The organism is Candidatus Nanosyncoccus alces (genome assembly GCF_004138395.1).
Classification (GTDB): domain Bacteria; phylum Patescibacteriota; class Saccharimonadia; order Saccharimonadales; family Saccharimonadaceae; genus Nanosyncoccus; species Nanosyncoccus alces.
Map to the genome: position 1 here is coordinate 17396 of NZ_PRLM01000002.1, position 26046 is coordinate 43441.

Consider the following 26046-nt stretch of genomic DNA (forward strand, 5'->3'; position numbering starts at 1 on the left):
TCTAATGTAGCGATATAAAAACCTCGCCCTCGTCCCTTTCTTTTATACGTTTAGCTTGCTTAGCAATCGTCTCTACAGAAAAATCATCATTATTTGCTAATTCAATTATACTAGGTTTCGGTGGAGTTTCTGGAATTTTCTTGGCCGGTTCCCGCACTACTCGGTTGGACTTTTCCACAGGTTTTTCCACCACCGGCGAATTTGGCAAAACCACTGTCGGTGAGCTAAAGATATCCGTCGGGTCATTCGGTCTCCTCACCTGCGCCACCGGAACACTAGGTTTCAACTCTTCAAATCTCCGTTTCACAGCAGCGTTACTAGCCGCAATACTCTCAGTCTTATCAATCGCTTCGCGCATTTCCCGCACAACCTCTTGATGCCTCTCGTTCTCATCTTTCTGAATTACACTATTTAAGCTATCAAAATGATGCCCTTCAAACATATCTACCGTCGCGTTGGCTTCTGCCACCAAATCCTCTCGCATCGGATTACTACTTGCTCCCTTAATTGCATATCCACCAGTATCCACAATATCTGCCAAAAAGGACAACCTGTGCGTAGCTTCCTCACCCGTAATATCCCGCGTCCGGCTTTCTTCTACAATCTTCGGCGCGGTAATCCTAATCGTGGATTCCCTCTGCCCCGGCGCCCACAACCTAGTATGTGGTTTCAGATAATACGATACTATCGCCGCTAAATATGTTTCCATCGGCTGATCTTTTTTCAACGGCAACGCTAGCGCTACGAACAACAGCACCGGCGGCAAAGGTATTATCGCTAGCAACGGAAAAAGTTGAAAAAGCCCAACCGCTAATGCGATCAACCCTCCGGCAACCAAAAGATAAACAAACTGCCGAAAACTAAACGGGCCTAAGAGCTTATCGTCGGCCTCAACGTCTTGAGGGACTTTATACTGCGCCATATACCATATATTATAACATACTTACCCATTTAGACATAACCAAAAAGCTGCCGGACTAAGTCCAGCAGCTCTGCCAAAATCCGCCACAATTCACCCTAATAATTATCCGGGTCGTTCAAAAGATCTTCCAAGAACTCTTTCATAGCATGGCTATCCGCATAAGGATCGTTCTTCCTAAAGTGTTTATACATAGCGGCAATAAAACTGTCCTCGCCTAGATTTTGATTAATGTATTCAAGAGATTCTCTGTAAAAGACCTCATCATCCTCTTCTCTCAAATTATTCCAGAGATCATCTATATGAGAGACAAATCCCGCCCTATCCACATCGCTATAAATGCCACTGTGTCCTTCCACCTCTTCAGGAGTATCGCTACCAGACTTCTTCTCTATTCCTTTTTTCCTTCTTTCTTCTTCAACCTCTGCCTTCATTCTCCTCTTATCTTCTTCTAGCTTCATCGTAATCAATACTTCATTATCAAGATCCAACCACTCACGCACCCAGTCTTTTGCATTGTTGGCAGCACCAGAACGTCTCGTCCTGTAGATCTGATTCAACTTACCGCGCGAATCCAACAACTGTCTAAATTGCGCGCCCGCCATACTGTTTCTCAACTTCTTCAAATCCGCTGCACGTCGTTCTTGCGCCTTCTCGGCCGGCAAATCACCATACCTCGTTTGGATATCCGCAAGCTCCGCCATATACTCCCTACGTTCTTCCTTAGCTTCATCGCTCCAGCCTTTCATATCACTGCCTTCATACTCTTTTGCCAAATGTTCCATCAAAGGATTATAGTAGTCCGACCTCAACCCCAAAAGCTGCGTTGGAGTCTGATCTTTCAAATATTTCAAAGTCTTCCCCCGGAAATATTCCTCTGCAAATGCCGCATCGCCAGACAAATCACCACCATCTGCCCAACGTGCATTTCCACTACCATCGTAACCAGTCAAGAAGCTCACCATACTCTTCAGCTGCTCACTACCAGACAAATACTTCAAGCTGGCCGAAATAAATTGTGGTCCAATCGCAGTTTCGATCTTATCTCTTTGTGCCAAATATTTTCTTACATCCAAATTACCATCTTTATCACTATATGCGCCGACCAACATATCATCCAAGTTCTTCATCGCCGTCCGTTCAATGTTGTCAAGTGACGTACCTTCCATCAACACTGCCATCGGCCGCTTAGCTTGCCTCTTTACCATTACTCCTGGATTACTTGGGTCTTCCTCTTCGTATTCACCAGTCACATATTCATCCAACGTCAACGTATGATTTTTACGTTTACTCTTATTATAAACTTGCGCCGTCTCCAAATTAATATACTTACCAAACCGTCTGAGAAACGGGTCGTTATCCTTCACTTCAAACATCAAGAAACTTGCCAAAGACTGTGACGCATGTGAACCCAAATCCACTCCATGGCTCAAAACATTCTCCAATTGTTCTCTCACCAAGTCCGTATCACCACGCTGATTCAGTATCCTCATGCCAGCAATGATTTGGTCTATATTCTGAATCGCACTACTATCCTTAGTAAACTCAGACAATCTATATTCCACATCCTTCGTCGGTGGAGTCAGCTCAAAGTACTTTTGCATCTTAGTCTCCACAATCTTCTTCTGCGTATCATAAGCATGCGCCGCTGTTGCTGCCGCATATTGTACATCCTGAGCATTCCCCTCCATGATCTTACTCATGGCACTATACCGCGCTCTCGCTTCTGCACCAGCCTGTGTATCCGCAAAATGGAATTCGTAGTCTCCCCTCTTCACCTTCTGACCAGTATTAGTATCCGTGGTATAACCGTTTATATCGTCCATATGCACGTTTATTGCATCTTCCATCCTCTTATGCAAACCTACTGCATTTTCGTATTCAATCTTCTCGCCACGCGCCTGCTCCACTTTCAGCATATCCGCAGCATTCACATTGGCCATATCCAAGTTGTATAGCCTCTTATGTCTAGACGTTCCCTCTGCCGCAAGATACGAGAAACCTTTATTAAAGTTATTCTTATCTCTCAAGCTAGTCCTCTGATATTCCATCACCCGGGCCTGTCGCTCATAGGCTTCCTCACCCTTCTTCGACAAAATCCCACTCTCCACATCTCCATTCTTATAATTTCTCCGTGCCCGGTAGGCTAACCCTCTCTCTTTTGCCGCAGCAGATCGCTCATCAATCATCGCTTCCCGCGCAATCCGTCTATCCGACACAAATTGCATCAACCTAAGCGATGGAGTAGACGCTCTCCCCGAAGACAAATACTTCTGTTTCGTCGCCATCCGATGCGAATCTGCCCACGCCCGGTTCGTCGCCAACGGCTTCTCTGCCAACCCCCGCATCTTCGCGTTGATCGTCCCCAGAAATGTTCCGGACATCTTCATCAAGCTCCAAGAGAAGAACAACGGGAAAATCTGCACCGCCGTCCCTAACAGCACGCCAAATCCATCTTTTGCACTAGCAATTATCGCAAAACCCGCCAGGCTGGACGCCCCAAACAACAAAGAAAACATCGGGTAAAACACCAACATTTTTATAAATAAATCTTTCCATTTTTTGTACCATTGTTCAGTATTCGGCAAGATATACGCTACAATCGCCATCGGCGAGATCATAATCAGTAGCACTACCACCGCTTGCCTTAACGCAATCGTAATCAACCCCGACGCTACTGCCACGATCGCCCCCAACACTACCGGTATCAACATCCAAATCGCACCAGTTTCAAACGCAATCACCGCGCCACCAATCGTCAACGCCGCACCACCCGCAATCGAACTATACATTCCTGCATAAGATAATTTCGCTTCTGCAGTCAAATCGCCCGTCGCTGTTGTCATCCCGCCACCTGCGCTATTCGCTACTACCGACTCTTCAATCGTCGTAAACACCCCCCTCAGACTATGCCCCACAATATTAGACACATCCACCGCTAGCGAACAAATCAAAAAGCTCAAGTTTACTAATACCGCCGCCACAATCAACTTCGGCAACGCTTTCTTTAGCCCATAGTTAGATATCCCCACCCCTGTAATCTGCGAATAAATCACCACTAGCAAAAATATCACAAACACTATGTTTGTTAAGCTCAAACAATATTTCCAAATCTCATAAATCGGTGACCCATCCTCCATTGATACTGGGTCAATCTCCAAGATCCCCTCCAACTTCCCATAAAGCCAATCTACTGCCTCGGCAATCTTCCCAGTCACCGGGCACACCAGCCAACTAATTTCCCCCAAACTATTCTTACAGCTATCCCCCGTCGCACTCAGTGTCGTGCTAGAGCTACTTTGGTCGCCTGAACCCTCTTCACCAGATTCACCATTATCCGTATTCCCCTCATTATTCTCCGTCTCCGTAGTCTCACTTGTCTCTTCGTCAGCATACACGTCACCAGTGTTTACCACTGGACTCATCAACCCCACAACCATTCCTATCACAACGAAAAAAATGCCAAAAACAGCTCTAAAGAGGTCTCTTTTCGATCTTTTTTTCACTATCATAGATAAACCCGCCTCCCTTTCAGGGCGTGCTTTTATTATAGCACGCATAAGCTTTTTTGTCAATAGTCAACATCACGTTTTACCGCTTATGTCAAAACAAAACTTTTGGCCTTTTTCAAAATATATGGTAATATAAAATCAAATAAACTAATCCATATGAAAAACTTATTCAAAAAAATCTTAGTCATTATCGCAATTGTCTTAACTTCATCTATTACTGTTGGCACCCTAGTATCTGCGCCCTCATATGCTGATGGCTATTTCGAAGGGCGTTCAAACGACGCAGACTGTGAAAAAGGCTTTCTCGGGCTCAAACCATGGGATTGTAATGTAGGCGCAATCAAAGACGACACAGATCTCAAAAATAATATCTGGCAAATCGCTGCCAACATTGCCATCGATATCACAATAATAGCCGCATACCTTGTACTAGGCTATGTTATATATGGCGGCTATCTCTATACCTTCTCTAGCGGTGACCCAAGCAAAGTTGCTACAGGCAAAAAAACTCTCTACCAGGCCTTTCTTGGCCTAGCTATTGTTCTATTAGCCTACGTAATCATGAGCTCCATCCGCTTCGCCCTCCTCGGTACTAGCGGCAAACTAGATAACTGCATATCCATAGACTACACCAGCAGCGACCCGAACGTAATTGGCACGGTGACCCCAACTTACGAAGGATGTGAAACTATAGCCTCTAGTGCCATAAGCAATGCCATTACCTGGGTTACAGGCATCGCAGGTGTCATATCCGCTATCTTTGTAATCTACGGCGGCATTTCCTACGCTACATCCGCAGGCGACCCTGGCAAGCTACAAAAAGCCAAAAGTATGATTACCTACGCCCTCATTGGCTTGGCTATCGTCGCGCTTGCCCAAATCATCACCGCATTCGTCACCGGGATAATCAACAACGCTACATAACAAGGAGGCTAACATGAAAAAAATTGTTAAAATATCACTTTCTATAATCTTAGGGCTCGTAGGAGTTACCACACTTATAGCGCCACCAGTTTTTGCCGCCGATGACGTATGTTCCAAACAAGGAGTAGTTCCAAATGAAGTATATGAAGCCGCCGGTTGTAGTGGTAACAAAAACGAACTACAATCAGCAATTACCAGCATCCTCAGTGCAATCATTGGTGTAGTAGGGCTCATTTCCGTTATCTACATCATTATCGGCGGCATCCAATATATGTCATCCAGCGGGGACCCAAGCAAAATAGAAAAAGCTAAAAAAACCATCCTCTATGCATGTATTGGCCTCATAATTTCTGCCCTCGCATTTATTATCGTAAATTTTGTAATCAACAACATCTTAGGACAAGCCCAGACTACCGAAGAAGAGGAGAAAACTCCGCCCACAGGTCTCATTGAATTACCCATTGCTTTTTCAGAGAAATAGTTATAAAATAAAATTAAGCTAAATAAAGGATAAAAATGAAAGATCTTATCACAAAGTTCGCAGAAATTGGTGTCGAACTAAAACCAGTCACCGAAGAAGATACGCTAAAAGACAATGTCACCACTATTCTTAGCACTATCATCGGAGTACTTGGTTTCGTCTGTGTAGTAGTTATGATCATTGGCGGTGTCAACTATATGACTTCTTCTGGCGATGCTGGTAAAGTTAAAAAAGCCAAAGACACTATTCTCTACGGTCTTATCGGACTTATCGTCTGCGTACTAGCATTTGCACTAGTCCAATTTGTCATCAATACTATCCTAGAAAACTAGCGCTAATCGCGAGGAGGTAACATGAAAACAATTGTTTCGCAATTAGCCGTGGGCAGCACAGTAAACCCCATCCAGGGAGCTGGTAGTAATCTAGAGAGCAATGTCACGACTATCCTTTCAAACATCATTGCCGTACTCGGTGTAGCATGTGTCGTAGTTATGATTATTGGCGGCGTCCAATATATGACATCTACCGGAGACGCCAGCAAAGTAGAAAAAGGAAAAAAGACTATTCTCTACGGTCTTATCGGACTTATCGTTGCCGCATTAGCTTTTGTAATCGTCAATTTCGTCATAGGTACTATCTTAGGCAACAACATGTCAAATAGCTGCGGAGAAGGCACACACTGGGATGCAACAACCAAAACCTGTGTTGCCGACTAACAACCAAAGTCTTTACGAATATCTCCCCTCCGGGAGATATTTTTTACACTATTCTATAACTCACCAACAAAAAAGCACCCTTCCAGGTGCTTTTTTAAGATCTCAAAGATTATTGAATCGCAATCTTCTTCGGCGCTTCTGTCTTTTCCTTCTCAAAGGTAATCGTAAGCACACCATCCTTAAGCTCTGCCTTCACGCTATTTTCGTCTTCACGCACCTGTACCGGCAAAGCGATTGTTCGCGAGAACTCTCCCCAATAGCACTCTTGAATGTGCCAACGCGTCGTTTGTTCGTCTTCACCACCAGACAACACACCCGAAATCGTCAAAATATTGTCGGAAATACTTACGTCAAGATCCGACTTTGAGATGCCAGCAGTGCGGGCTTTTACTACTAATTTATCGGCGGTTTCGTAGACATCTACAGCAAGTTGTCCCGGAAAGTCGTCGGTATTTTCCCACTCATCTTCGACTGGTTCGCTAGACTCTGGGGTCTCTTCTTCTACTGCCACTACCTCTTCTTCCGTTTCTACCGGAGCAGCAAGTTCTTCGTCTCCACCCAAGAACGCAGCAGCGAGATCGTCTTCCATCAGCAAATCGTCACTGTTTGTACGAGCCATATTTCCTCCACTTATGTTTGTTATGCTTTATTATAGACCACTTCCATAGTAAAATCAAGAGAAATATGAGTTTTATTGTAAAAAATACAACACTTCCGAGCCTCTTCGACCTCCTCGCGCCTCACTCCTGTAGGGGTTGTGGTCATACCGGCACTGTCCTTTGCGATCGTTGTAAAAATGACATTATTTCTCACCGTCATAATTTTTACCCTCATTGCAAGTCTCCCAGTCCTACCGGCAAATGCCCAAAATGCAATCCTTTACCGCCCACTTTTGTTGTCGACTACCGCACTGGCCTTATCGACGCACTCATCCACGATTTCAAATACAATTCCGTCCGCGCTCTTGCTGCTCCCCTAGCCGAAATTCTGCACCAAGCCCTCCCCGCCACTACCGACCCAACCATCATAGTTCCACTCCCCACCATTAGCCGTCACGTCCGCGCACGTGGCCTAGATCACACTTATCTTCTCGCCAAACATCTTACTAAATTCCAGCCCAACTCCAAAGTTTCTCGAATCCTCATCCGCAATCAAAACACCGTTCAGGTCGGTTCCAAACGCAAAGACCGTCTCTCTCAGGCTTCCACTGCCTATGCCATCGCCCCCAACACCATCGTAGATCCCAAATCTACCTACCTACTCCTAGATGATGTTTGGACTACTGGTGCCAGTATGCAAGCAGCCGTCAAAAAACTCCGGCAAGCCGGAGTCCAAAACATCTTTATCGCAGTCTTAGCAGTCAGCAACATCGATTAAAACCGAAGTCGACGTTTCTTCCGCCTTATTAGTACTAGAAGGCAAAGCCGAAATTACAAAGTTCACAATCGCAAACGCCAAAAATGCAATCACTAATCCAATAATCGCATAAAGCACCGTGTTCTTTGCATCTGTCACTTTCTTTGCATCGCCCCCAGAAGTCACATAACGAATCCCGCCAATAATCAGCATAATCACCGCCACAATCCCTACGATATAAAGAATCGTATTTGTAATCTGCTTAAACACTCCCGTATCACCGAACAAATCCTTCGGGCAGCCATCACATCTCGCTGCTTCAGCACCCTCTTGCAAAGTCAACGCCGACACGCTCCCGGACGCTAACGCCACCACAGCTATACTCATTATCAACATTGGTAAAACGATTTTCAAAATCTTTTTCATACCACAATTATACCACATATTCAAAATTTTGGCGGAGGGTGAGGGATTTGAACCCTCGCTCCAGATTGCTCCGGACTATCTCGTTAGCAATGAGACCCCTTCAACCACTTGGGTAACCCTCCGTTCCCCTAATTTTATCATTTTACAACCTATTTCGCAATATTGTAATAACGCATCAAGCACTCGCCCCACCCACCAACTTTCTTTCTTGTAAGAAAGTTCAGGTATGCTATAATAAACTTATGGCAAAAGCTATACAGACTGTCTCTTGGGAGGCAGAGGAATATCTTACCCGCGATCGTAATGTTTGGTGGTACGTTGGTTTATTCGCCGTAGGTACTGGGCTCTGTGTGCTTTCGTTCTTCTTAAAATGGTGGTCTTTCATCGCACTAATCGTTGTCTGTGTTATCGCCATCCTTGTCACCTCCACTCGTCCACCTAGAAAAATCCAATACACTCTCGATAAAGACGGCCTCACCGAAGGCGGCAAACTTCACAAATACGAAGAATTCCGCGCCTTCGGCATCTTAAAAGAAGGTTCCCACTTCTCTGCCGTCCTCATTCCCAAGAAGCGTTTCGCCCTTCAAGTCAAAGTATATTTCCCTGGTGGCAGCGGTGAAGCTATCGTTGACGCTTTAGGCGCACGTCTTCCTATGGAAGAAGTCAAACTAGATTTCCTCGACAAAATCGTAAATTTCTTGCGTATTTAGAGTATCCGTGCTATTATAAACATAAGTTTAATATAAAAAGGTGGGCAAATGGACCAAAATCAAACCGTAGACAACGATCTACAAAAAGCTATCGACGACATCACTAACACTACCAATGTTGATCCCGTTTTTTCGGATCCCGTCGCAGCACCATCCTCAGTACCTGAAGGTGATACCGGCGAGCTCGACGAGCCAGTCGGCCCTTTCCCAGAACCCAAAGTCGAAATGGTCACCCCCGGTCCAGAACCCATTGCTCCTTTTGAGCCTATCGATATTCCAGATCTTAGCGCTCCTACTCCAGCCACTCCATCAATGCCACCCATGCCAGAACCTACGGTTCAACCAGCTCCAACACCCGAGCCAACTCCTTCAGTAGCTCCCACCACTTTCAACACTACTGCGCCAGCCCCAGCGGGCCTCAACACCCACCAAGTCAAGGAAGCTGCTTTGCGCGACCTCATTCCCTTGCTCGACCACATCAACATGACTCCTTCACAAAAATTCAACATCTGCCGAAACATCTTTGAAGATCTCCGCGATTATACAGTCCTAGAGCAAGCTTATCGCGCCGCTTCCGAAATCCCTGATGAAACCGAACGCGCTGAAGCTCTCCTCTATCTCGTCGAATCTATCGACAAAATGTAAAACTTCCTCCCAACAAAAAATAACCCCTTTCGGGGTTATTTTTTCTAGTACATTCCACCCATATCCGGGGCAGCAGGCTTTTCTTCTGGAATCTCGCAAATCAGCGCTCCCATCGTAATTGCCGTTGCCGCAATAGAAGTAGCGTTTTTTACCGCTTCTTTCGTTACTTTTGCCGGATCAATCACGCCAGACTTCTTCAAATCAATCAAACCTTTCTCTGGAGCCATCACATTAATACCAAATCCAACCTTACCAGATTTTTCCGCTTCAGCCAACAACGCTTGCGCATTCAACCCCGCGTTCTCCATAATATGTACGAATGGTGCCTTCAGAGCATTCTTTACGATCTTTGCCCCGTCATCCGCACCAGTCACTTTCTCAGCCAAATTTACTAACGTTACGCCACCGCCAGCCACAATACCTTCTGCAAGCGCTGCCTTTGTCGCTGCCACTGCGTCATCTACTCGGAATTTCTTCTCGTCAATTTCCGTTTCAGTCGCACCACCTACTTTTATCACCGCTACCTTACCAGACAAAGCTGCCGCTCGTTTCTCAAACTCTTCACGTTCATAATCAGACTTCGCTATCTCTGCCTGCGCGTGGATCAACTTAATCCTATCCGCTACCGCCTTTGCATCACCTGCACCTTTGATAATTGTTGTTTCGTCCTTCGTCGCCAACACCTTTGCCGCTGAGCCCAACACTTCCAACCCTACTTCTTCTAACTTCAATCCTTTGTCTGCCGACACCACCGTCGCATCCGTCAGAATCGCGATATCTTCCATAACCTCTTTACGACGGTCACCAAAAGATGGAGCCTTCAAAACTAGCGAATTAAACACGCCTTTCAACTTGTTTAGCACTAGTAGCGACAAAGCCTCACCTTCCACTTCTTCCGCAATAATCACTAAATCTTTCTTCCCAGCCTGTGCGCATTTTTCCAGTAGTGGCAAAATATCACTCGCCGCCGAAATCTTCTTATCAGTAACCAGTACCAAAGGCTTGTCAAACACTGCTTCTTGACGGTTAACATCAGTTACAAAGAATGGCGAAGAATACCCCTTATCATAGCTAAAGCCTTCTACGATTTCCTCTTCCATTTCTAGACCTTGCCCAGCCTCCACTGTCACTACACCGTCTTTACCGATTTTCGAAATTACTTCTGCTATCAGCTCACCGATCTTCTCATCGCCTGCCGAAATCGTCGCCACTTCAGCCACCTTCTTGTCATCCCCTTCAATCTTCTCGGCCATCTTATCAATTTCTGCTACAATTTCCGCGCCGGCCTTTTCAATACCACGTCGAAGCTCCATCGGATTCACCCCAGCTGCAATCAATTTATTCGCTTCATTCAAAATATTATAGGTCAACACCGTCACTGTAGTAGTACCGTCACCGGCTACCTTATTCAACTTTTGCGCAGCAGTTTTAATCAACTTTGCCCCCACTGCCTCACCCAAAGCTTCATCTTTATTTGGCAATTCCACTGCTTCTGCTACTGTTACACCATCATGCGTAATCACCGGAGCACCGTATTCTTTCTCTATAATTACATTCTTGCCTTTTGGTCCAAAAGTTACCTTTACCGCATCATACAGCTGTTTTGCCCCTAATAAAACTTTCTCTCGGGCTTCCGCTTCGTAATAAATCTTTTTTGCCATATTTTCTCCTTTTTAAAAATTTTCCACAAGTTTTTCCAAATCTAGCGCTTACAAAGTCGCCAAAATATCTTCTTCTTTCAAGATAATATAATCAGTCTCATCTACCTTAATCTCGGTCGTAGAATATTCTTTATATACAATCTTATCTCCCTTTTTTACGACTTTCACCTCTGGCCCCACTGACTCCACTACTGCATAAGCCGGTTTTTCTTTTGCCTCTCCCAAAAGTATCCCTGACTTCGTTTTCTCTAGTGGCTTTTCTACTTTCGCCACTACTCTGTCTTTCAACGGTTTTAACGCCATATCTGTTCTCCTTTTTTTTCTACCCCCATTATAGCACAAAAACTAGCACTTACAACCCCCGAGTGCCAATTATTAAACCTGCTCTGTCAAAGCCCCCAACCTCTGTCGGATCGTCGCTGTTAAATACATAATATCCGCTAGCACCCTCATTTCGTCCTCCACAAACCCACCCCTTCTCCAACCGTCTATCACCCCTGCAATCTCCTTTTCGTATATCCTCAACATTTTGCCACAATCCTCTGGCAACCTATAAATTTTCATAATCTTTGGTTCCATCCTCCTAATCATCTTCTCTAATATATTTTCGTTACCTTTATCCATAATTATCTTAAACACTCTTTTATTCCTCAAAATAAAAATCAGCATCTGGTGAAATGCTGTTTTTAATCTTATATTTCTTTTTATTAATCCCCTCATCAGATTATCGTATTTTTTCAAAATATATTCTTCGTAATCTGGCACAATCTCATAGACTGTCTTGTGATGACGATACAAAGTAGAACGCGAAATCCTCGCCCGCTTTACTATTATTCGTGCATTTAACACCTTCTTACTACCAAAAAAGGCTCCTAAAATAGCCTCTTCCGTTTGCCTAAATCTTTGGTTACCCAACTTCTTGTCGGTAATTTGCCTCGTCACACTCTCATTTTATCACTATTACAGCCAAGCTTTCGTACCTCATTAACTTATAATCTTTGCTAGCCATCCACTCATCCACCGCCTTCGCCACCCCTGGTAAAGCCTCGTTTGTATAATCATGCACCATTATCACGCCCCCAGCATTCATTCTGTCTTCAACTAGCCTTAAACTATCTCTGATCGAGCCGTACAAATCCCCGTCCAAAAAAGCAAATGCAATCTTCTCTGGCAAATCTTCTCCAGTTAGCTCACTAAACCAAGCTTTTTTAATTATCGGCACCGGAAGCCCTGCTCTTAAGAATCTCGCCTTGACTTCCTTTTTCCCAACCATCAACTCCCCCTTCCTAAAATCTCTCCCTATCTCAGACTCATCTTCCTTACCTTTTTCCGGCAACCCCTCAAAGGAATCATATATCCACAGCTTTTTCGCAGACTTTTCCACCAAGTTTTCCACAGGATTACTGCCAAAGTCTCGCAAAACCTCCGCAATCAACAGGGAAGTATCACCCTTGTAGCAACCCAACTCCACAAAATCCCCCTCTATCGCTAGACATTCCCTAGCGATAGATATTATCTTCTCTGTCTCCTTAGCGGAAACCTGATCATTATGCCAAGTCATCCAATAGTTCGCCGGCTTTTTTGATCATATATGCCGCTTCATTGGTCGGGATAATATAGATCGGCTTAGAATCTTCTTCTGCCGCATTCGCATATCCCTTAGATTTGTCCAATTTCACATCATTTTTGATCTTAAAGCCCATAAATTCCAACTTCGAAATAATCGAATTCCTTACCGGTATAGATCTTTCTCCAATCGTCGCTGTGAATACAATCGCATCAATCCCGCCCATTTTTGCCGCAAATTCACCAATTTTCCCCGCTACACCGTCAATAAATAAATTGTACGCTGCTGCCGCATTTGCGTTATCCTCTTCCGCTCCAGCAATAATCTCTCGCATATCATTAGATCCTGCCATTGCTAAAAGACCAGACTGTTTGTTCATCAATTTGATCGCTTCCGCTGCACCTAGCTTTTCACCAAGTAACGCCCCAATCGTTGGGTCTATAGAACCCGTCCTAGTAGAAGACATCAGCCCTTCGAGCGGTGTCTCACCCATCGAAGTGTAAGCTGGTTTACCATCCACCAATGCCGTCACCGAACAACCTGAGCCCAAATGACATACTACCATTTTTTTCTCAAGCAACCCTAACTCTGGAATCCGGCCCATCATATAGCCATAGCTCGCCCCGTGTGCCCCCCAACGTCCCAAGTCAAATTCATCTACAATTTCACGTGGCAATGCATATTCTGTGTCACGTCGACTATCCCGCGTCAAAGCCTCCGAATCGCTCATTACCATTACCGGCACTCCAGCAAAAGTTTCTCTGGCGTTCTTAATCCCTCGCTCCGTGCCTGGCACGTGCAACGGATTCGTCACCTGCACTTTCTCAAGCTCTTTCATCGTTTCGTCATCAACAATGTGGTTGGCCGAGAAATACTTCCCCGCTGCCACCACTCGCACCAAAATCCCATCTAGCGGATGTGCTTCATTAATGAATCCCTCTTTTTCAAAAATCGCCTTCGCTTCTTTAAAGGCCACATCCAGCGAATTCCAAGTTTTGTCAATTCTCTCTTCACTCCCGTCTGCCCGCGTCAATGTGCAAATAAACTGTTTCTTCCCGTCCTCCTCAACACCTTCAAAATACAGTGAACAAATCTCATCTTCTCCCTCATATAGTGAAAATTTCTCACTGCTCGATCCCGAATTAAGAACCAAAAAAACTTTTGTATTGTTTGTCATATAAACTCCTTTGCCAAAATTATAACATCTTCTTCAGATATTCACCAGTCGGTGTATTGGCTTTTTTCGCCAACTCTTCTGGCGTACCTTCCGCACACACTGTGCCCCCCTTTAAGCCACCCTCCGGCCCCATATCTATCACCCAGTCCGCCGACTTTATCACGTGCAAATTATGCTCAATAATTATCATTGAGTTCCCCCCGTCCACCAACTTGTTCAATATCGCAAGCAACCTCTTCACGTCATATGTATGTAGCCCCGTCGTCGGTTCATCCAAAATATATAAAGTTTTACCGGTGGACCGCCGCGCTAATTCCGTTGCTAGTTTAATTCGCTGTGCCTCCCCACCACTAAACGTCGTTGCCGGTTGGCCCAAACGTATATATCCTAGCCCCACTTCTTGTATCGTACGAAGCTTCGAGGCGATCGATGGGATATTAGCAAAGAACTCTACCGCCTCGTCTATCGTCATGTCTAACACTTGCGAGATATCTTTACCTTTGTACTTAATCTCTAGCGCCTCCGCATTATACCTTCGCCCATGACACTTTGGACAAGTCACATATACATCTGGCAAAAAGTGCATTTCGATCTTATTTACGCCATCGCCTTGACAATTCTCGCACCGCCCACCTTTAACGTTAAAACTAAACCGTCCTGCTTTATATCCTCGCACTTCTGCCTCTGGCTGCGCAGCAAATAGCTCTCGTATCGCCGTAAACACTCCGGTGTAAGTAGCCGGGTTGCTCCTTGGCGTCCGCCCAATCGGGCTTTGATCTATTACAATCACCTTATTAATGTTTTCAATTCCCTCAATTTTTTCATGCGTACCACTCACTGTTTGCGCTCGGTGCAATCTCGCCAAAAGCTCATTCGCCAAAATGTTATTTACCAAAGTAGATTTTCCCGAACCCGACACACCCGATACTACCGTCATCACCCCTAACGGGAAATGCACATCTATATTCTTCAAATTATTTTCCCTGGCTCCCACCACCACCAGCTCTTGACCTCTTTTCGCTTTTCTTCTCTTCTTCGGCACGGCAATCGTCATTTCTCCAGACAAATACTTACCGGTTATAGACTCTGGATTTTCCATTATTTCTTCTGGCGTCCCCGCTGCTACCAAAAGTCCTCCCTTAGATCCCGCTCCCGGACCAATATCTATAATATAGTCAGATGAAAGCATCGTATCTTCGTCATGTTCTACCACCAATACTGTATTTTTAAGATCCCTAAGATGTTTCAAAGTCGCAATCAGCTTATCATTATCTCGTTGATGCAGTCCGATCGATGGCTCATCTAGCACATATAGCACCCCCTGCAGTCCCGAGCCAATCTGCGTCGCTAATCTTATCCGCTGCGCTTCGCCACCAGAAAGCGTATTTGCTGCTCGCCCAAGCTCCAAGTACCCCAGCCCCACATCTTGCATGAACTTCACTCGTTCCCGAATTTCCTTCAAAATCGGCTTTGCTATCATTTCTTCAGCGTCAGTAAAGCCCAAATCCTGATTCAGCACTTCTAAAGTTGCATCTACATCCAAATTACACATGTCTACAATGTTAAGATCATGCACCGTTACCGCTAACACCGCCGGTTTCAACCTTGCCCCATTACAAGTCTGACACTTATGTACTCGCATAAACCTCTCAATATCATGTTTCATAAACTCTGATATCTTCGGATCGTTATATCTCCGCTCTAAAGTCGGGATCACCCCTTCATAAGTCGTCTCATACACCGTACCATCCGCAAATCTACCACTACCGGTAATTTTCATCTCATATTTTTCATCACCCGTTCCGTACAAAATCAAATGTTTTATATCTTCAGACAATTCACCAATCGGTGTATATACATTGAACCCATGCTTTACCCCTACTTGCATCAACCTTTTTAACCACCACGAATCCTGCCCCACTCGGTTAAATGGCCGAATCCCGCCTTCCGCAATCGTCAGGTTATTATTAAATACCAACCCTGGGTCAATTTCCATCCGCGACCCTAGCCCCGTACAAGTCGGACACGCTCCTTCCGGCGCATTAAAAGAAAACAACCTCGGCGAAAGCTCCGGTATTAATTCGTCTGGATGGTCTGGGCACGCATATCGTTGCGAGTAAGTTAAAACTTCCGTATTTTCCGTGCCAATCTTTTTCTCGCCTACTGCCGTCGCATTATCCGTCACGCGCAAAAGTTGGATAATCCCCTGTCCCATCTCTAACGCTTGTTCTATAGAGCCCGCAATTCGTGTCTTGAGCTCCGGGTTTAGTACAAACCGGTCCACTACTATTTCTATACTATGTCTTTCATTTTTATTTAATTCTGGAAATTCGTCCAAGGCATAAATTATCCCGTCCACCCTCACTCGCGAAAACCCTTTAGCCAAATACTGCTCCGAAACATGCAAAAACTCACCTTTTTTAGAAGATACAATCGGCGCCAACAGCATTAGCTTCGAACCTAGTGGCAGCTTCATCACTTCGTTTACAATATCCTCCGCCGAACGCCTTGATACCGGCTTGTGACAAATCGGGCAATGTGGCACCCCTACTCGCGCAAACAAAAGTCGCAAATAATCATATACTTCCGTCACCGTCGCCACCGTCGAACGTGGATTTCGCGATGTAGACTTTTGGTCTATCGAGATCGCCGGCGAAAGCCCCGTAATCGAATCCACGTCTGGCTTATCCATAATCCCAAGAAACATTCGCGCATAAGAAGACAACGATTCCACATATCGCCGTTGCCCTTCTGCATATACCGTATCAAACGCCAAAGACGACTTCCCCGAACCAGATAACCCCGTAATAATCACCAGTTTATCGCGCGGAATATCTACATCAATATCTTTCAAATTATTCTGCCTCGCCCCCCTTACTCGGATCATATTCTCATCACCAAAAATCCCCCCTTCTATCTGCTCTATTTTCTTGTCTTCATCTTCCGCCATTATATGTCCTCACTCAAGTAAACGCACATATTATACCTCAAAACCGAGCAAAAGTCCAGACCATGCTATAATTAAACAATGGAAACTGATAAATCTGAAAAACATGCTACCTCCAGCGCTCAAAAAGACGTCAAAACTTCCAAACATGCCGTACGTTACCTGATAGTAGGGATTTCTATCACCATTTTTAACTATGTCTTGTACACTATCCTCTCAAACCTAATCATCAAGAATAACGACCTCCTCTGGCTATCTACCCTTATTGCTACCACCATCACCACAATTGTAGCCTACATCCTCCACTCCAAAATCACCTGGAAGGAACGACCCATCACCAAATCTGCCAAATACAAATTCTTCATCTGGAATGCTCTTCTCGCTGTAGCTATTGGCCCACTACTCACTCAACTCTTCAGCCTCATCACCCCACTCTATGATTTTGCCTTCAATGTATTTCAAGCCATCAGCCTACCTTTCACTTACGAATTCATTCTTACCACCGGGGCTTTTGTCCTTACTTCTGTTGTCGTCATGTTTATTAATTTCCTCTTCTATGATCGTTTTGTCTTTGGCAAATCCAAAAAATCACAGAAAGAAGAAGCATGAAGATCTTGATTACCGGCGGCACAGGTTATATCGGCTCACACGTCGTCGTCGAACTTTTAAATCAAGATTACGACGTCGAAATTCTCGACAATCTCGTCAACAGCAAAATTACCGCCCTAGATCAAATCCAAAGAATCGCCAACAAAAAACCAACTTTTCACCAAATTGATCTACTCGATCAACCTAGTCTCGACGATCTTTTCAAAAGCACCCACTTCGACCTAGTTATGCATTTCGCTGGGCTCAAAGCCGTTGGCGAATCTGTCAAACAGCCTCTTAAATACTATCAAAATAATGTCGCCGGCACTATCAACCTACTCGAAGCCATGCAAAAACACAAAGTCAAAAACTTTATCTTTTCATCTTCCGCCACTGTCTACGGCGATCCAGGTACCCCAGAATACACCGAAAATTTACCTACCGGCCAAAATATCTCTAGCCCCTACGGCAAAACCAAATATATGATTGAGGAAATCCTCAAGGATTTAGCCCTTTCCGACAAAAGCTTCAGCGCTGTCGCTCTTCGCTATTTCAACCCCATTGGCAACCATCCCTCTGGCCTCATCGGCGAAGATCCTAACGGTATCCCCAACAACCTTATGCCATACATCATGAAAGTCGCCAAAGGTGAGCTAAAAGAACTTTCCATTTATGGCAACGACTATCCTACCGCCGACGGCACCTGCCGACGCGACTACATTCATGTCATTGACCTCGCTAAAGGCCACCTTGCCGCCATTAATGTTCTAAAACCTGGTTTCAGGGCCTACAACCTAGCTACAGGCAAACCAACTTCGGTCCTCGAAATGGTCAAAACTTTCGAAAAAGTTTCTGGCAAACCTCTGCCACACAAATTTGTCGCTCGCCGTCCCGGCGATCTACCAGAATACTGGACCAATCCTTCCCTCGCCAAACAAAAGCTAAACTGGGAAGCAAAGCTCACCATCGAAGATGCCTTCCGCGACACCCTCGCCTTCTTGCAACACAACTAGCTATTTATAATCCAAATTTAGTATATTCCGCGCTCGGGCCCCAATCAAACGGCGGCAACTGCTTCAAGTTGAATACTGGTGACGGCATCATCGTATAGCCACCATCAACCGGTGCAATCACCAAATCCCCTCCCGGATTAAACTCAATTGCGTTCAGTTTTGAAGCCATCTGACAATGATATAAGCCAAACGCGAAAGTCATATCCACAACTAATACCCCGCTCAATATAATCATTATTACAGCAGACCTCTTTAAGACTTTTTCTGAAAGTTTCGCTCGCTCAATCACATGTTCTACGAACAGCAAAGTCGCCAACAATATAGCTATGAACATTGGGACCATAAACCTTGGATATAAGTCGTCGTGTACCGCAATCAAAGACGTTGCCCCCACAAACAATACACAAAAACCAAACAATAATACTTGCCACCGTAAGTATTTAACCTTCTCTTTTTTAAACAACGCTACTTCCACAAAAATATACATCAACATCAGTGGGATTGCAAAAAATATGTACCTGATGTTGTACCACAAATGATGCGCCAATGTATATAAAGTCTCCACCGGAGCCCGCAACAATCCCTTCAAAGAAACATATTCATAGACCTCAGCATACCCCCCTCCGGTCCGAGCGCCCATACCACCACCTAGATAAAAGAACGCCAACCCAGCAACCAACCCAATTACTGCAAAACTTTGCAACTTATATTTCCCCCACAAATCTTTCCAAGCAACCTCTTTCTTTATCATTTTTATTAATGTCCATAATCCAATCAAAATCAAGAATGCCACAGGCGCCAATTCCGTAGAAATTCCAAAAGCAAATCCCAAGACAATTACGCCCAACAGCTTCCACCATCTATCGCCCGCCGCTCCTAGCCTGAACAATGCCAAAAACCCTACTGCAACTAAAAGTCCTAACACATAATTGTTCGCATAGCTAAACCGGTAAGTAAATGCCTCACTAAAAATTGAAACCATAATCAACAACATAACACCCAAATAAACAATCACATCCTTATATTGCAACCTTAGCCTTCTCCCTAAGACAAATACAGCGGACAAATACACCACACCAGATGCAATTGCTGCAGTAATAAGCCTAAACACCATATCCCAACCAAATGACAATTGTGGCGTCATAGAATGAACCGCAATATGCTGGTAAAACTCTCCCAAACGAGGTATATAATGGTAAATTTTATTCATAATCCCCCCCACCGACAATAACGCCTCCGAATTACCCTGCATTATATCTTCATAAGTTTCTGTCATCAAGAAATATAAAATCACAAAAAACACCGGCACTAAGGCATACCCAAAAATACACAACCACCTTTCACGTTTACCTAACTCACCTCTCTTTATCATAACACCAGTCTAACACAAAACAGCTAGGCAAGCAACGACTAGTTCCAAATATGGTATAATAAAATCATTATGGGAAAGCAGAAATTATTGTCTATCATTACCCCAGTCCATAACGAGGCCGAAGGGATCAAGAAATTCATAAACGATTCCTTAGTACCAGTCGCCGAAAAGCTTGATTTAAACTATGAGCTTATCATAGTTAACGACGGGTCAACCGACAACACCCTAAAAATTATCCAAATCCTTGCCAATCAGAACCCAAAAATCAAAATTCTTTCTTTGTCTCGCAATTTCGGCAAAGAGCCCGCCCTATCCGCCGGTCTTCGCTATGCAAAAGGAGACGCTGCGCTCACTATTGATGCCGACGGACAACAGCCTCCCAAACTAATTCCAGATTTCATCAAAAAATGGAATTCAGGCGCAGAAATTATAACCGGTGTGCGCAGCCAATACACCAAACACGGTCTTATCCAAAAACTAGGCAGCAAACTATTTTATAAACTTCTCCATATAATGGGCAACAAAAGTACAGTTCCAGGATCAACCGATTTCCGACTCATAGACCGCGTGGTAATAAACGAATTCAACAAACTTTCTGAACACAACCGCATCACAAGAGGCCTTATCGACTGGCTTGGCTTTAAACAAGAGTACATAGAATATGTTTACGGTGTCCGTGCCGCCGGCAGACCCTCATATAATATCAAGAAGTTGTTCCACCTAGCAATCGATAGTTTTGTGTCCATGTCAACAACACCACTCGTAATTTTTGGTTATCTTGGTATCTTCATCACCGTAGGTAGCTTTATTCTTGGTCTCTTTTGCATAATTAATCAATACATACTAGGCGACCCATTACAATTATATTGGAATGGGTCCGTACAATTGGCTATCTTCATCACATTTCTCATCGGCCTATTAATGATTTCTGAATCCATTACAGCCCTCTATATTTCACACATTCACGCCGAAACCCAAAATCGCCCGCTTTTCGTCGTAGATGAGAAAGAATCTCGTAACCTTAATTAGCTCTCCCATGAATCCTAAAATCTCTATTATCATTCCAGTTTATAATACCGAAAAATACCTGAGTTCTTGTTTAGATACCGTTCTAAACCAAACCTACCAAAACACAGAAATCATCCTAGTAGATGACGGTTCTACTGACAATTCTGCTCAAATTATTAATCAATACGCAAAAAAAGATCCTCGCATCAGAACAATACACCAAAAAAACTCCGGACAATCAGCTGCTCGTAACACAGGGCTCAAAAAAGCTACTGGTGACTTCATTAGTTTTATAGATTCCGATGATACGGTATCCAAAACCTTCATCAAAGAACTCCTTAATCCATACCTCCAAGATTCCAATATTTCTCTGTCAGTCTGTGGACTTCGATATCACTGGCTTAAAACCAACACTACTAAAGACGTGTTCCTAAACCCCCTCCGTAAACGCAAAAAACACGAATCAAAGACCAATTATATCTTATACTTACTTACCGTAGATGGCCGCCTCTATTCCGCATTTAATAAACTTTACCGTAGAGAATTCTTAAAAAACATACACTTTGACCAGAATATCAATTTTGCCGAAGACACTAAATTCGTCCTCGACTATCTCAAAAACACCCCCGAACACTCCGAAATCTCTTTCATTTTAAAACCTCTTTGCCACTATAACTACGGTACCGAAACCAGCACACTCAAAAAGACTGCCATTAACTGGGAGAATTGGCAAACCTCTTACAAAAATCTCAACCAATGGGTTGGACCTTCACCAACTCTTCAGGAAAGGTTCTGGCTCTTTCTTATCTTATGTCGTTGGCATATATCCCACATTCGAGCAAAAAAACGCAACAGGGCATGATAAATATAATCCATAATGTATGGTAAAATATATCATATGAATATTCCGCTAGTTCTCAATCGCAGAAATCGAATCCTCCTTAAAGAACTGACAAAGACAGACTTTAAACTCCGCTACCAAGGATCAGTCTTAGGATACCTGTGGGCTCTTCTTCGCCCGCTCATGATGTTCGCTATACTTTATATCGTCTTCGCTAAACTCCTAAAAATCGGCGGAGATATTCCGCATTATCCAGTCTACCTACTCTGTGGTACTACTATGTGGAGCTTTTTCACCGAGTGCACCTCTCAAGGCATCCAAGCCGTCGTTGCTCGTGGTGATTTACTCCGTAAAATTAGTTTTCCAAAATACATTGTAGTAGTCTCAGCCACCCTAACTGCAGTCATAAACATGCTAATCAATCTTGTAGTCATAATTATATTTGCACTAATAAACGGAGTTTCTCCAGACTGGAGCTGGCTCCTAACCATCCCTGCCATCCTCGAACTATATATCCTGTCCCTCGGTATAGCCTTCCTGCTAGGATCAATAAACGTCAAATACCGAGACATCACCTCCATTTGGGATGTATTTGTTCAAGCGCTTTTTTATACAATACCAATCATTTATCCTATTTCTATGGTAGCCGACACCAGCACTACTGCTGCCAAAATCATCCTTCTAAATCCCATAGCCCAAACCATCCAAGATATTCGTTTCAGTCTTATCACCCACGACTCCATTACTACATGGAATTACATCTCAAATCCATTAGTCATTACACCTATAATCATCACGTTAAGTATTCTCATTTTCGGAGCGCTCAGTTTTCGTAAAAAATCTAAATTTTTTGCAGAGGAAGTCTAATGAAACAACCAATCGGCCACCGTACAGAAATTAACGACAACAAAAACGATACAGCCATAAAAGTTGAAAATCTCCATAAAAGCTTCAAACTCCCCACTGAACAAGCTTTCGGTCTAAAACAGGCTATCTTTAACCGTCTACGTGGAGTTAAAGGATACACAGAGCAAAAAGTCCTAAAAGGACTAAACTTCGAAATCAAAAAGGGCGAGTTCGTTGGCATTGTCGGTCGTAATGGGTCAGGAAAGTCCACACTACTGAAAATTCTCGCTGGAATTTACTATCCGGAAAAAGGAGACATTACGATAAATGGAAGTCTTATACCGTTTATCGAACTCGGTGTCGGCTTCAACCCAGAATTAACGGGCCGAGAAAATGTCTACTTAAATGGAGCTCTTCTCGGGTTTTCTAATGAAGAAATGAACAAAATGTACAATGATATCTGGAAATTCGCCGAGCTAGAACAATTCCAAGATCAAAAGCTCAAGAACTATTCTTCCGGAATGCAGGTCCGTCTTGCATTCTCTATCGCCATTAGAGCTAAGGGGAACATCCTTCTTTTAGACGAAGTCCTGGCCGTTGGAGATGCTGCCTTTCAACAAAAATGCAACGACTACTTCGAATCACTCAAAGAGCAGAATCAAACCGTTATATTGGTAACACATTCCATGGAAAATGTTACCAGATTCTGTACCCGAGGCATACTTATTGAAAATGGCAAAATCATCAAAGATGGCGACCCCAAAGAAGTCGCCAACCACTACACAAAGATGTTTATCCACAACAATTAAAGAATCTCAACTCAACGCCTCTATTACTCGTTGCACCCGCTTTTCCCAAGTATTTTCGTTCGCCTGAGCCAAAAGTTTTCGCCTATTTTCAATCTTTCCGTATGCCGCAATGGCCTTACCTATATTTTGTTCAAACTCCTTATCATCTTTCGACATATAAACTAAATCATATCCCTCACATTCTCGCAAGTCCCTCGTACAAACCGTAGGCAAACCAGCAGCCATATACTCAAACAACTTTACTGGCGAAGTCGCTTTTGCAATTTCTCCCCGTTTAAACGGTATCAACGCACAATCAAAGTACTTTGCATACCTAGGCAACATCTCATAATTCTTCGCTCCTAAATTATAGACATTTTCCGCCTTCTTCAAGTCCACTGCGGCCCCGTTGTAATCCACTCCTAAATACACAAAAGACCATTCTTTATGCTTTTCTGCTACGTCGTTCAACAGCTCAAAATCTATCCATGGCGCTAAAGCTCCATAAAATCCCACTATAGGATTCCCTTTCTTGACAACATTCCTCAAGTCATTTGGTGGTACTGTAGTTTTATTTTTTTCAAAATCAAAATGTCGCACATTTACTGCATTGCTTGCCATCACAATCTTCTGATCTTTACCTAAATGTTTTTTAAGTTCATCGTGTAGCCTCGTAGCAGTAGCCATACATAACACTGGATCCAAATCGGCCAATTTATCCCAAACTTCCATTTGAATACTCAAATCACCTGAAATATCTTCATGAAATTCATCTAAATAATCATATATAAAACCAAAGCCCAAATCCTTCATTTTTTTCAAAACTTTATATCTGGTTGGCATATTATTAGGTGACAAGAAATAACATTTTTCACACACTTCCGGCAATTTTCCCAAATACACCTCTGAATTTACCACTATCAAATTGTCTTTTATCGTCCGGAAGTTCTGCAAAACATTGTCATATTCTAGATAGACCACAAAAAAGCCCTTCTTGCTAAACTCTGTCGCTAAGTGGTGCGGACGTTGCTTCAGCTTTAAATCCCACGGCACACTATTCAATACGATAACCTTCTCGTACTTACTGGCCATCTTTGAAATATTTTTTGCAATCTCCCTAATTTGCCGCTCTCTTTTTTTTGCAGCAACAACTTTACTCACACTGCCAACCTTCTCTATCGCATTACGCCGCTTTGTATTTTTCGGGAAAACCCCATTATATCCGTTAGCAACTCTTTCCGCAAATTTAAAACGCTTCGAACTTGTTAACTTTTTCAGATACTTATTTTCCCTTCTCAAAATCTCATTCTCACGAATCAGTGCATCAACTTCCTCTTGAGACAACTTATTCTTCTTATTCTGCTTTATCATTATCACCTCCCAAAATCGCATCTACAATATATCTACTTGCAAACCCATCACCATACGGATTTTTAGCTTCAGACATCTCTTTGTATGCCGCTTCGTCAGACAACAAAGTCTTAGCCATATCGTAAACATCCTTTACGCTAGTTCCCACTAGTTTCAACGTCCCGGCAGCTAATCCCTCTGGCCGTTCAGTCGTATCACGTAACACCAATACGGGCTTACCAAGAGATGGGGCCTCCTCTTGCACCCCACCACTATCAGACATAATCAGGCATGCTCTCTCCATAAAGTTATGAAAGTCCACCGCATCCAACGGCTTAATCAATCTGATCCTATCACTATTACCAAGTACTTCTTTAGCCACTTCTTGTACTTTCGGATTCAAATGCACCGGATAAATTACCTTCACATCCGAAAAGTCATCCACGATTTGCCTAATCGCCTTAAATATATTCCTCATCGGCTCACCCAAATTTTCTCGCCGATGTGCCGTTACCAAAATCAATCGACTATCCGCCGCCCATTCCAAATCAGGATGCGAATAATCTTCTGACACCGTTGTCCTCAATGCGTCAATCACAGTATTCCCTGTTACAAATATCTTCTGCCCTTTATTCAACTTCTCACTCAAATTCTTCTCGTTCACCTCTGTCGGTGCAAACAAATAATCAGCAATTCTGTCAATAATCTGTCTATTCATTTCTTCCGGAAACGGAGAGTACTTGTCAAAAGTCCTCAATCCAGCCTCTACATGCCCCACTCTAACCCGCTGATAAAATGCCGCGAGAGCCGCCGCCATCGCGGTAGTAGTATCACCATGCACCAACACCAAATCTGGCCTTTCCTTTATTATTACCTCTTCAATCCCCTTCAAGACCTCCGCCGTAATATGCGTCAAAGTCTGACCAGGCCTCATGATATTAAGATCGTAATCTGGTTTAATCTTGAAAATTTCCAAAACTTGATCCAACATATCCCTATGTTGCGCAGTCACGCAAACTATCGATTCAATCCCGCCACGAGATTCCAATTCTTTTACTACCGGGGCCATCTTAATAGCTTCTGGACGCGTCCCAAAAACAGATAAAACTCTCATCCCTCAATTATAACACGCCCACTATAAGATTCCAACTTTCACAAATTAACCATTTTTATACCTCTTAGATTTTAGTAGCTTAATT

Annotated in this window: 25 protein-coding genes, 1 tRNA gene and 1 pseudogene; 13 read left to right on the forward strand and 14 right to left on the reverse strand. The window is 43.7% G+C overall.

The window, feature by feature from the left end:
• Nucleotide 1: 1 nt before the first annotated feature.
• Both G3RUM_RS01045 and G3RUM_RS01050 read right to left on the reverse strand, forming a co-directional pair.
• On the reverse strand, nucleotides 2-922 hold the full coding sequence (locus G3RUM_RS01045) for a PrgI family protein (RefSeq protein ID WP_129734538.1): 921 nt from the start codon (nucleotides 920-922) through the stop codon (nucleotides 2-4).
• A gap of 95 nt (nucleotides 923-1017) precedes the next feature.
• Nucleotides 1018-4344 (reverse strand): O-antigen polymerase, encoded by a 3327-nt coding sequence (locus G3RUM_RS01050; protein WP_129734540.1) that lies wholly within the window; start codon nucleotides 4342-4344, stop codon nucleotides 1018-1020.
• A gap of 243 nt (nucleotides 4345-4587) precedes the next feature.
• On the opposite strand from G3RUM_RS01050, the gene G3RUM_RS01055 reads away from it, so the two are divergent.
• The 4 genes from G3RUM_RS01055 to G3RUM_RS01070 are packed head-to-tail and all read left to right on the forward strand — an operon-like array spanning nucleotide 4588 to nucleotide 6552.
• Nucleotides 4588-5355 (forward strand): pilin, encoded by a 768-nt coding sequence (locus G3RUM_RS01055; protein ID WP_129734542.1) that lies wholly within the window; start codon nucleotides 4588-4590, stop codon nucleotides 5353-5355.
• A 13-nt stretch (nucleotides 5356-5368) separates the two neighbouring features.
• Nucleotides 5369-5836, forward strand: coding sequence for an Mbov_0395 family pilin-like conjugal transfer protein (locus tag G3RUM_RS01060; RefSeq protein WP_129734544.1), 468 nt, complete (start codon nucleotides 5369-5371; stop codon nucleotides 5834-5836).
• A gap of 35 nt (nucleotides 5837-5871) precedes the next feature.
• Nucleotides 5872-6168: an Mbov_0395 family pilin-like conjugal transfer protein gene (locus G3RUM_RS01065; RefSeq protein WP_129734546.1), complete on the forward strand. Its 297-nt coding sequence runs from the start codon at nucleotides 5872-5874 to the stop codon at nucleotides 6166-6168.
• 21 nt (nucleotides 6169-6189) lie between these two features.
• Nucleotides 6190-6552: an Mbov_0395 family pilin-like conjugal transfer protein gene (locus G3RUM_RS01070; RefSeq protein ID WP_129734548.1), complete on the forward strand. Its 363-nt coding sequence runs from the start codon at nucleotides 6190-6192 to the stop codon at nucleotides 6550-6552.
• Between the two features lie 109 nt (nucleotides 6553-6661).
• On the opposite strand, the gene G3RUM_RS01075 is transcribed toward G3RUM_RS01070, so the two are convergent.
• Nucleotides 6662-7171, reverse strand: coding sequence for an Hsp20/alpha crystallin family protein (locus tag G3RUM_RS01075; RefSeq protein ID WP_129734550.1), 510 nt, complete (start codon nucleotides 7169-7171; stop codon nucleotides 6662-6664).
• Between the two features lie 65 nt (nucleotides 7172-7236).
• Here G3RUM_RS01075 and G3RUM_RS01080 point away from each other — a divergent pair, with 65 nt between their 5' ends.
• Complete coding sequence (locus G3RUM_RS01080) at nucleotides 7237-7929, forward strand: ComF family protein (RefSeq protein WP_129734552.1); 693 nt, start codon at nucleotides 7237-7239, stop codon at nucleotides 7927-7929.
• On the opposite strand, the gene G3RUM_RS01085 is transcribed toward G3RUM_RS01080, so the two are convergent.
• Both G3RUM_RS01085 and G3RUM_RS01090 read right to left on the reverse strand, forming a co-directional pair.
• Nucleotides 7906-8334 (reverse strand): pilin, encoded by a 429-nt coding sequence (locus G3RUM_RS01085; protein ID WP_195157057.1) that lies wholly within the window; start codon nucleotides 8332-8334, stop codon nucleotides 7906-7908. The two genes, G3RUM_RS01080 and G3RUM_RS01085, sit on opposite strands and share 24 nt — an antisense overlap.
• A gap of 29 nt (nucleotides 8335-8363) precedes the next feature.
• Nucleotides 8364-8456: transfer RNA gene (locus G3RUM_RS01090), tRNA-Ser, on the reverse strand.
• A gap of 120 nt (nucleotides 8457-8576) precedes the next feature.
• Here G3RUM_RS01090 and G3RUM_RS01095 point away from each other — a divergent pair.
• Both G3RUM_RS01095 and G3RUM_RS01100 read left to right on the forward strand, forming a co-directional pair.
• Nucleotides 8577-9044 (forward strand): hypothetical protein, encoded by a 468-nt coding sequence (locus G3RUM_RS01095; protein ID WP_129734555.1) that lies wholly within the window; start codon nucleotides 8577-8579, stop codon nucleotides 9042-9044.
• Between the two features lie 48 nt (nucleotides 9045-9092).
• The gene (locus G3RUM_RS01100; RefSeq protein ID WP_129734557.1) at nucleotides 9093-9689 is read left to right on the forward strand and encodes a hypothetical protein; all 597 of its coding nucleotides are present in this window, start codon (nucleotides 9093-9095) and stop codon (nucleotides 9687-9689) included.
• Nucleotides 9690-9733: 44 nt separating this feature from the next.
• On the opposite strand, the gene groL is transcribed toward G3RUM_RS01100, so the two are convergent.
• The 6 genes from groL to uvrA form a co-directional block, all read right to left on the reverse strand.
• The gene (gene groL / locus G3RUM_RS01105; protein ID WP_129734559.1) at nucleotides 9734-11350 is read right to left on the reverse strand and encodes a chaperonin GroEL; all 1617 of its coding nucleotides are present in this window, start codon (nucleotides 11348-11350) and stop codon (nucleotides 9734-9736) included.
• 48 nt (nucleotides 11351-11398) lie between these two features.
• Nucleotides 11399-11653, reverse strand: a complete 255-nt coding sequence (locus G3RUM_RS01110) for a GroES family chaperonin (RefSeq protein ID WP_129734561.1) — start codon at nucleotides 11651-11653, stop codon at nucleotides 11399-11401.
• A gap of 72 nt (nucleotides 11654-11725) precedes the next feature.
• Nucleotides 11726-12292, reverse strand: a complete 567-nt coding sequence (locus G3RUM_RS01115; RefSeq protein ID WP_129734562.1) for a hypothetical protein — start codon at nucleotides 12290-12292, stop codon at nucleotides 11726-11728.
• 4 nt (nucleotides 12293-12296) lie between these two features.
• The gene (locus tag G3RUM_RS01120; protein ID WP_129734564.1) at nucleotides 12297-12911 is read right to left on the reverse strand and encodes a TylF/MycF/NovP-related O-methyltransferase; all 615 of its coding nucleotides are present in this window, start codon (nucleotides 12909-12911) and stop codon (nucleotides 12297-12299) included.
• Nucleotides 12898-14094 carry a hypothetical protein gene (locus G3RUM_RS01125; protein WP_129734566.1) on the reverse strand — a complete coding sequence of 399 codons (1197 nt, stop codon included), beginning with the start codon at nucleotides 14092-14094 and terminating at the stop codon, nucleotides 12898-12900. Before G3RUM_RS01125 ends, G3RUM_RS01120 begins: the two co-directional genes overlap by 14 nt.
• Nucleotides 14095-14113: 19 nt before the next feature.
• A complete protein-coding gene (uvrA, locus tag G3RUM_RS01130; RefSeq protein WP_129734568.1) occupies nucleotides 14114-17044 on the reverse strand; it encodes an excinuclease ABC subunit UvrA in 2931 nt (976 codons plus the stop codon).
• A gap of 78 nt (nucleotides 17045-17122) precedes the next feature.
• Between uvrA and G3RUM_RS01135 the strand changes: the two genes are divergently transcribed.
• On the forward strand, nucleotides 17123-17650 hold the full coding sequence (locus G3RUM_RS01135) for a GtrA family protein (protein ID WP_129734570.1): 528 nt from the start codon (nucleotides 17123-17125) through the stop codon (nucleotides 17648-17650).
• On the forward strand, nucleotides 17647-18642 hold the full coding sequence (gene galE, locus G3RUM_RS01140) for a UDP-glucose 4-epimerase GalE (RefSeq protein ID WP_129734572.1): 996 nt from the start codon (nucleotides 17647-17649) through the stop codon (nucleotides 18640-18642). The genes G3RUM_RS01135 and galE overlap by 4 nt, the downstream gene beginning before the upstream one ends.
• A gap of 4 nt (nucleotides 18643-18646) precedes the next feature.
• Here the strand turns inward: galE and G3RUM_RS01145 are convergent, their stop codons facing one another.
• Nucleotides 18647-20014, reverse strand: coding sequence for a DUF6056 family protein (locus tag G3RUM_RS01145; RefSeq protein WP_129734573.1), 1368 nt, complete (start codon nucleotides 20012-20014; stop codon nucleotides 18647-18649).
• A 69-nt stretch (nucleotides 20015-20083) separates the two neighbouring features.
• On the opposite strand from G3RUM_RS01145, the gene G3RUM_RS01150 reads away from it, so the two are divergent.
• The 4 genes and pseudogenes from G3RUM_RS01150 to G3RUM_RS01165 all read left to right on the forward strand — a co-directional run.
• On the forward strand, nucleotides 20084-21043 hold the full coding sequence (locus G3RUM_RS01150; RefSeq protein ID WP_129734575.1) for a glycosyltransferase family 2 protein: 960 nt from the start codon (nucleotides 20084-20086) through the stop codon (nucleotides 21041-21043).
• Between the two features lie 7 nt (nucleotides 21044-21050).
• Nucleotides 21051-21884: a glycosyltransferase family 2 protein gene (locus tag G3RUM_RS01155; protein ID WP_129734577.1), complete on the forward strand. Its 834-nt coding sequence runs from the start codon at nucleotides 21051-21053 to the stop codon at nucleotides 21882-21884.
• Between the two features lie 36 nt (nucleotides 21885-21920).
• A complete protein-coding gene (locus tag G3RUM_RS01160) occupies nucleotides 21921-22730 on the forward strand; it encodes an ABC transporter permease (RefSeq protein ID WP_129734579.1) in 810 nt (269 codons plus the stop codon).
• Nucleotides 22730-23494: pseudogene (locus G3RUM_RS01165) on the forward strand (ABC transporter ATP-binding protein); the annotation flags it as partial. The gene G3RUM_RS01160 and the pseudogene G3RUM_RS01165, both read left to right, overlap by 1 nt.
• Before the next feature lie 30 nt (nucleotides 23495-23524).
• Here the strand turns inward: G3RUM_RS01165 and G3RUM_RS01170 are convergent.
• Entirely contained in the window at nucleotides 23525-24868 is a 1344-nt protein-coding gene (locus G3RUM_RS01170; protein ID WP_164998326.1) for a glycosyltransferase, read from the reverse strand.
• Complete coding sequence (gene wecB / locus G3RUM_RS01175; protein WP_129734585.1) at nucleotides 24852-25961, reverse strand: non-hydrolyzing UDP-N-acetylglucosamine 2-epimerase; 1110 nt, start codon at nucleotides 25959-25961, stop codon at nucleotides 24852-24854. The genes G3RUM_RS01170 and wecB overlap by 17 nt, the downstream gene beginning before the upstream one ends.
• Nucleotides 25962-26046 lie beyond the last annotated feature (85 nt).

What these genes read in the sequence shown, in the direction of transcription:
- G3RUM_RS01170 (WP_164998326.1), bottom strand. Translation starts at nt 24,868, where the DNA reads ATGATAAAGCAGAATAAGAAGAATAAGTTGTCTCAAGAGGAAGTTGAT.
- G3RUM_RS01110 (WP_129734561.1), bottom strand. Translation starts at nt 11,653, where the DNA reads ATGGCGTTAAAACCGTTGAAAGACAGAGTAGTGGCGAAAGTAGAAAAG.
- G3RUM_RS01125 (WP_129734566.1), bottom strand. Translation starts at nt 14,094, where the DNA reads ATGACAAACAATACAAAAGTTTTTTTGGTTCTTAATTCGGGATCGAGC.
- G3RUM_RS01120 (WP_129734564.1), bottom strand. Translation starts at nt 12,911, where the DNA reads ATGACTTGGCATAATGATCAGGTTTCCGCTAAGGAGACAGAGAAGATA.
- galE (WP_129734572.1), top strand. Translation starts at nt 17,647, where the DNA reads ATGAAGATCTTGATTACCGGCGGCACAGGTTATATCGGCTCACACGTC.
- G3RUM_RS01065 (WP_129734546.1), top strand. Translation starts at nt 5,872, where the DNA reads ATGAAAGATCTTATCACAAAGTTCGCAGAAATTGGTGTCGAACTAAAA.
- G3RUM_RS01085 (WP_195157057.1), bottom strand. Translation starts at nt 8,334, where the DNA reads ATGAAAAAGATTTTGAAAATCGTTTTACCAATGTTGATAATGAGTATA.
- G3RUM_RS01060 (WP_129734544.1), top strand. Translation starts at nt 5,369, where the DNA reads ATGAAAAAAATTGTTAAAATATCACTTTCTATAATCTTAGGGCTCGTA.
- G3RUM_RS01145 (WP_129734573.1), bottom strand. Translation starts at nt 20,014, where the DNA reads ATGATAAAGAGAGGTGAGTTAGGTAAACGTGAAAGGTGGTTGTGTATT.
- G3RUM_RS01155 (WP_129734577.1), top strand. Translation starts at nt 21,051, where the DNA reads ATGAATCCTAAAATCTCTATTATCATTCCAGTTTATAATACCGAAAAA.
- G3RUM_RS01095 (WP_129734555.1), top strand. Translation starts at nt 8,577, where the DNA reads ATGGCAAAAGCTATACAGACTGTCTCTTGGGAGGCAGAGGAATATCTT.
- G3RUM_RS01100 (WP_129734557.1), top strand. Translation starts at nt 9,093, where the DNA reads ATGGACCAAAATCAAACCGTAGACAACGATCTACAAAAAGCTATCGAC.
- G3RUM_RS01160 (WP_129734579.1), top strand. Translation starts at nt 21,921, where the DNA reads ATGAATATTCCGCTAGTTCTCAATCGCAGAAATCGAATCCTCCTTAAA.
- G3RUM_RS01055 (WP_129734542.1), top strand. Translation starts at nt 4,588, where the DNA reads ATGAAAAACTTATTCAAAAAAATCTTAGTCATTATCGCAATTGTCTTA.
- G3RUM_RS01070 (WP_129734548.1), top strand. Translation starts at nt 6,190, where the DNA reads ATGAAAACAATTGTTTCGCAATTAGCCGTGGGCAGCACAGTAAACCCC.
- G3RUM_RS01075 (WP_129734550.1), bottom strand. Translation starts at nt 7,171, where the DNA reads ATGGCTCGTACAAACAGTGACGATTTGCTGATGGAAGACGATCTCGCT.
- G3RUM_RS01135 (WP_129734570.1), top strand. Translation starts at nt 17,123, where the DNA reads ATGGAAACTGATAAATCTGAAAAACATGCTACCTCCAGCGCTCAAAAA.
- wecB (WP_129734585.1), bottom strand. Translation starts at nt 25,961, where the DNA reads ATGAGAGTTTTATCTGTTTTTGGGACGCGTCCAGAAGCTATTAAGATG.
- uvrA (WP_129734568.1), bottom strand. Translation starts at nt 17,044, where the DNA reads ATGGCGGAAGATGAAGACAAGAAAATAGAGCAGATAGAAGGGGGGATT.
- groL (WP_129734559.1), bottom strand. Translation starts at nt 11,350, where the DNA reads ATGGCAAAAAAGATTTATTACGAAGCGGAAGCCCGAGAGAAAGTTTTA.
- G3RUM_RS01080 (WP_129734552.1), top strand. Translation starts at nt 7,237, where the DNA reads ATGAGTTTTATTGTAAAAAATACAACACTTCCGAGCCTCTTCGACCTC.
- G3RUM_RS01045 (WP_129734538.1), bottom strand. Translation starts at nt 922, where the DNA reads ATGGCGCAGTATAAAGTCCCTCAAGACGTTGAGGCCGACGATAAGCTC.
- G3RUM_RS01150 (WP_129734575.1), top strand. Translation starts at nt 20,084, where the DNA reads ATGGGAAAGCAGAAATTATTGTCTATCATTACCCCAGTCCATAACGAG.
- G3RUM_RS01050 (WP_129734540.1), bottom strand. Translation starts at nt 4,344, where the DNA reads ATGAGTCCAGTGGTAAACACTGGTGACGTGTATGCTGACGAAGAGACA.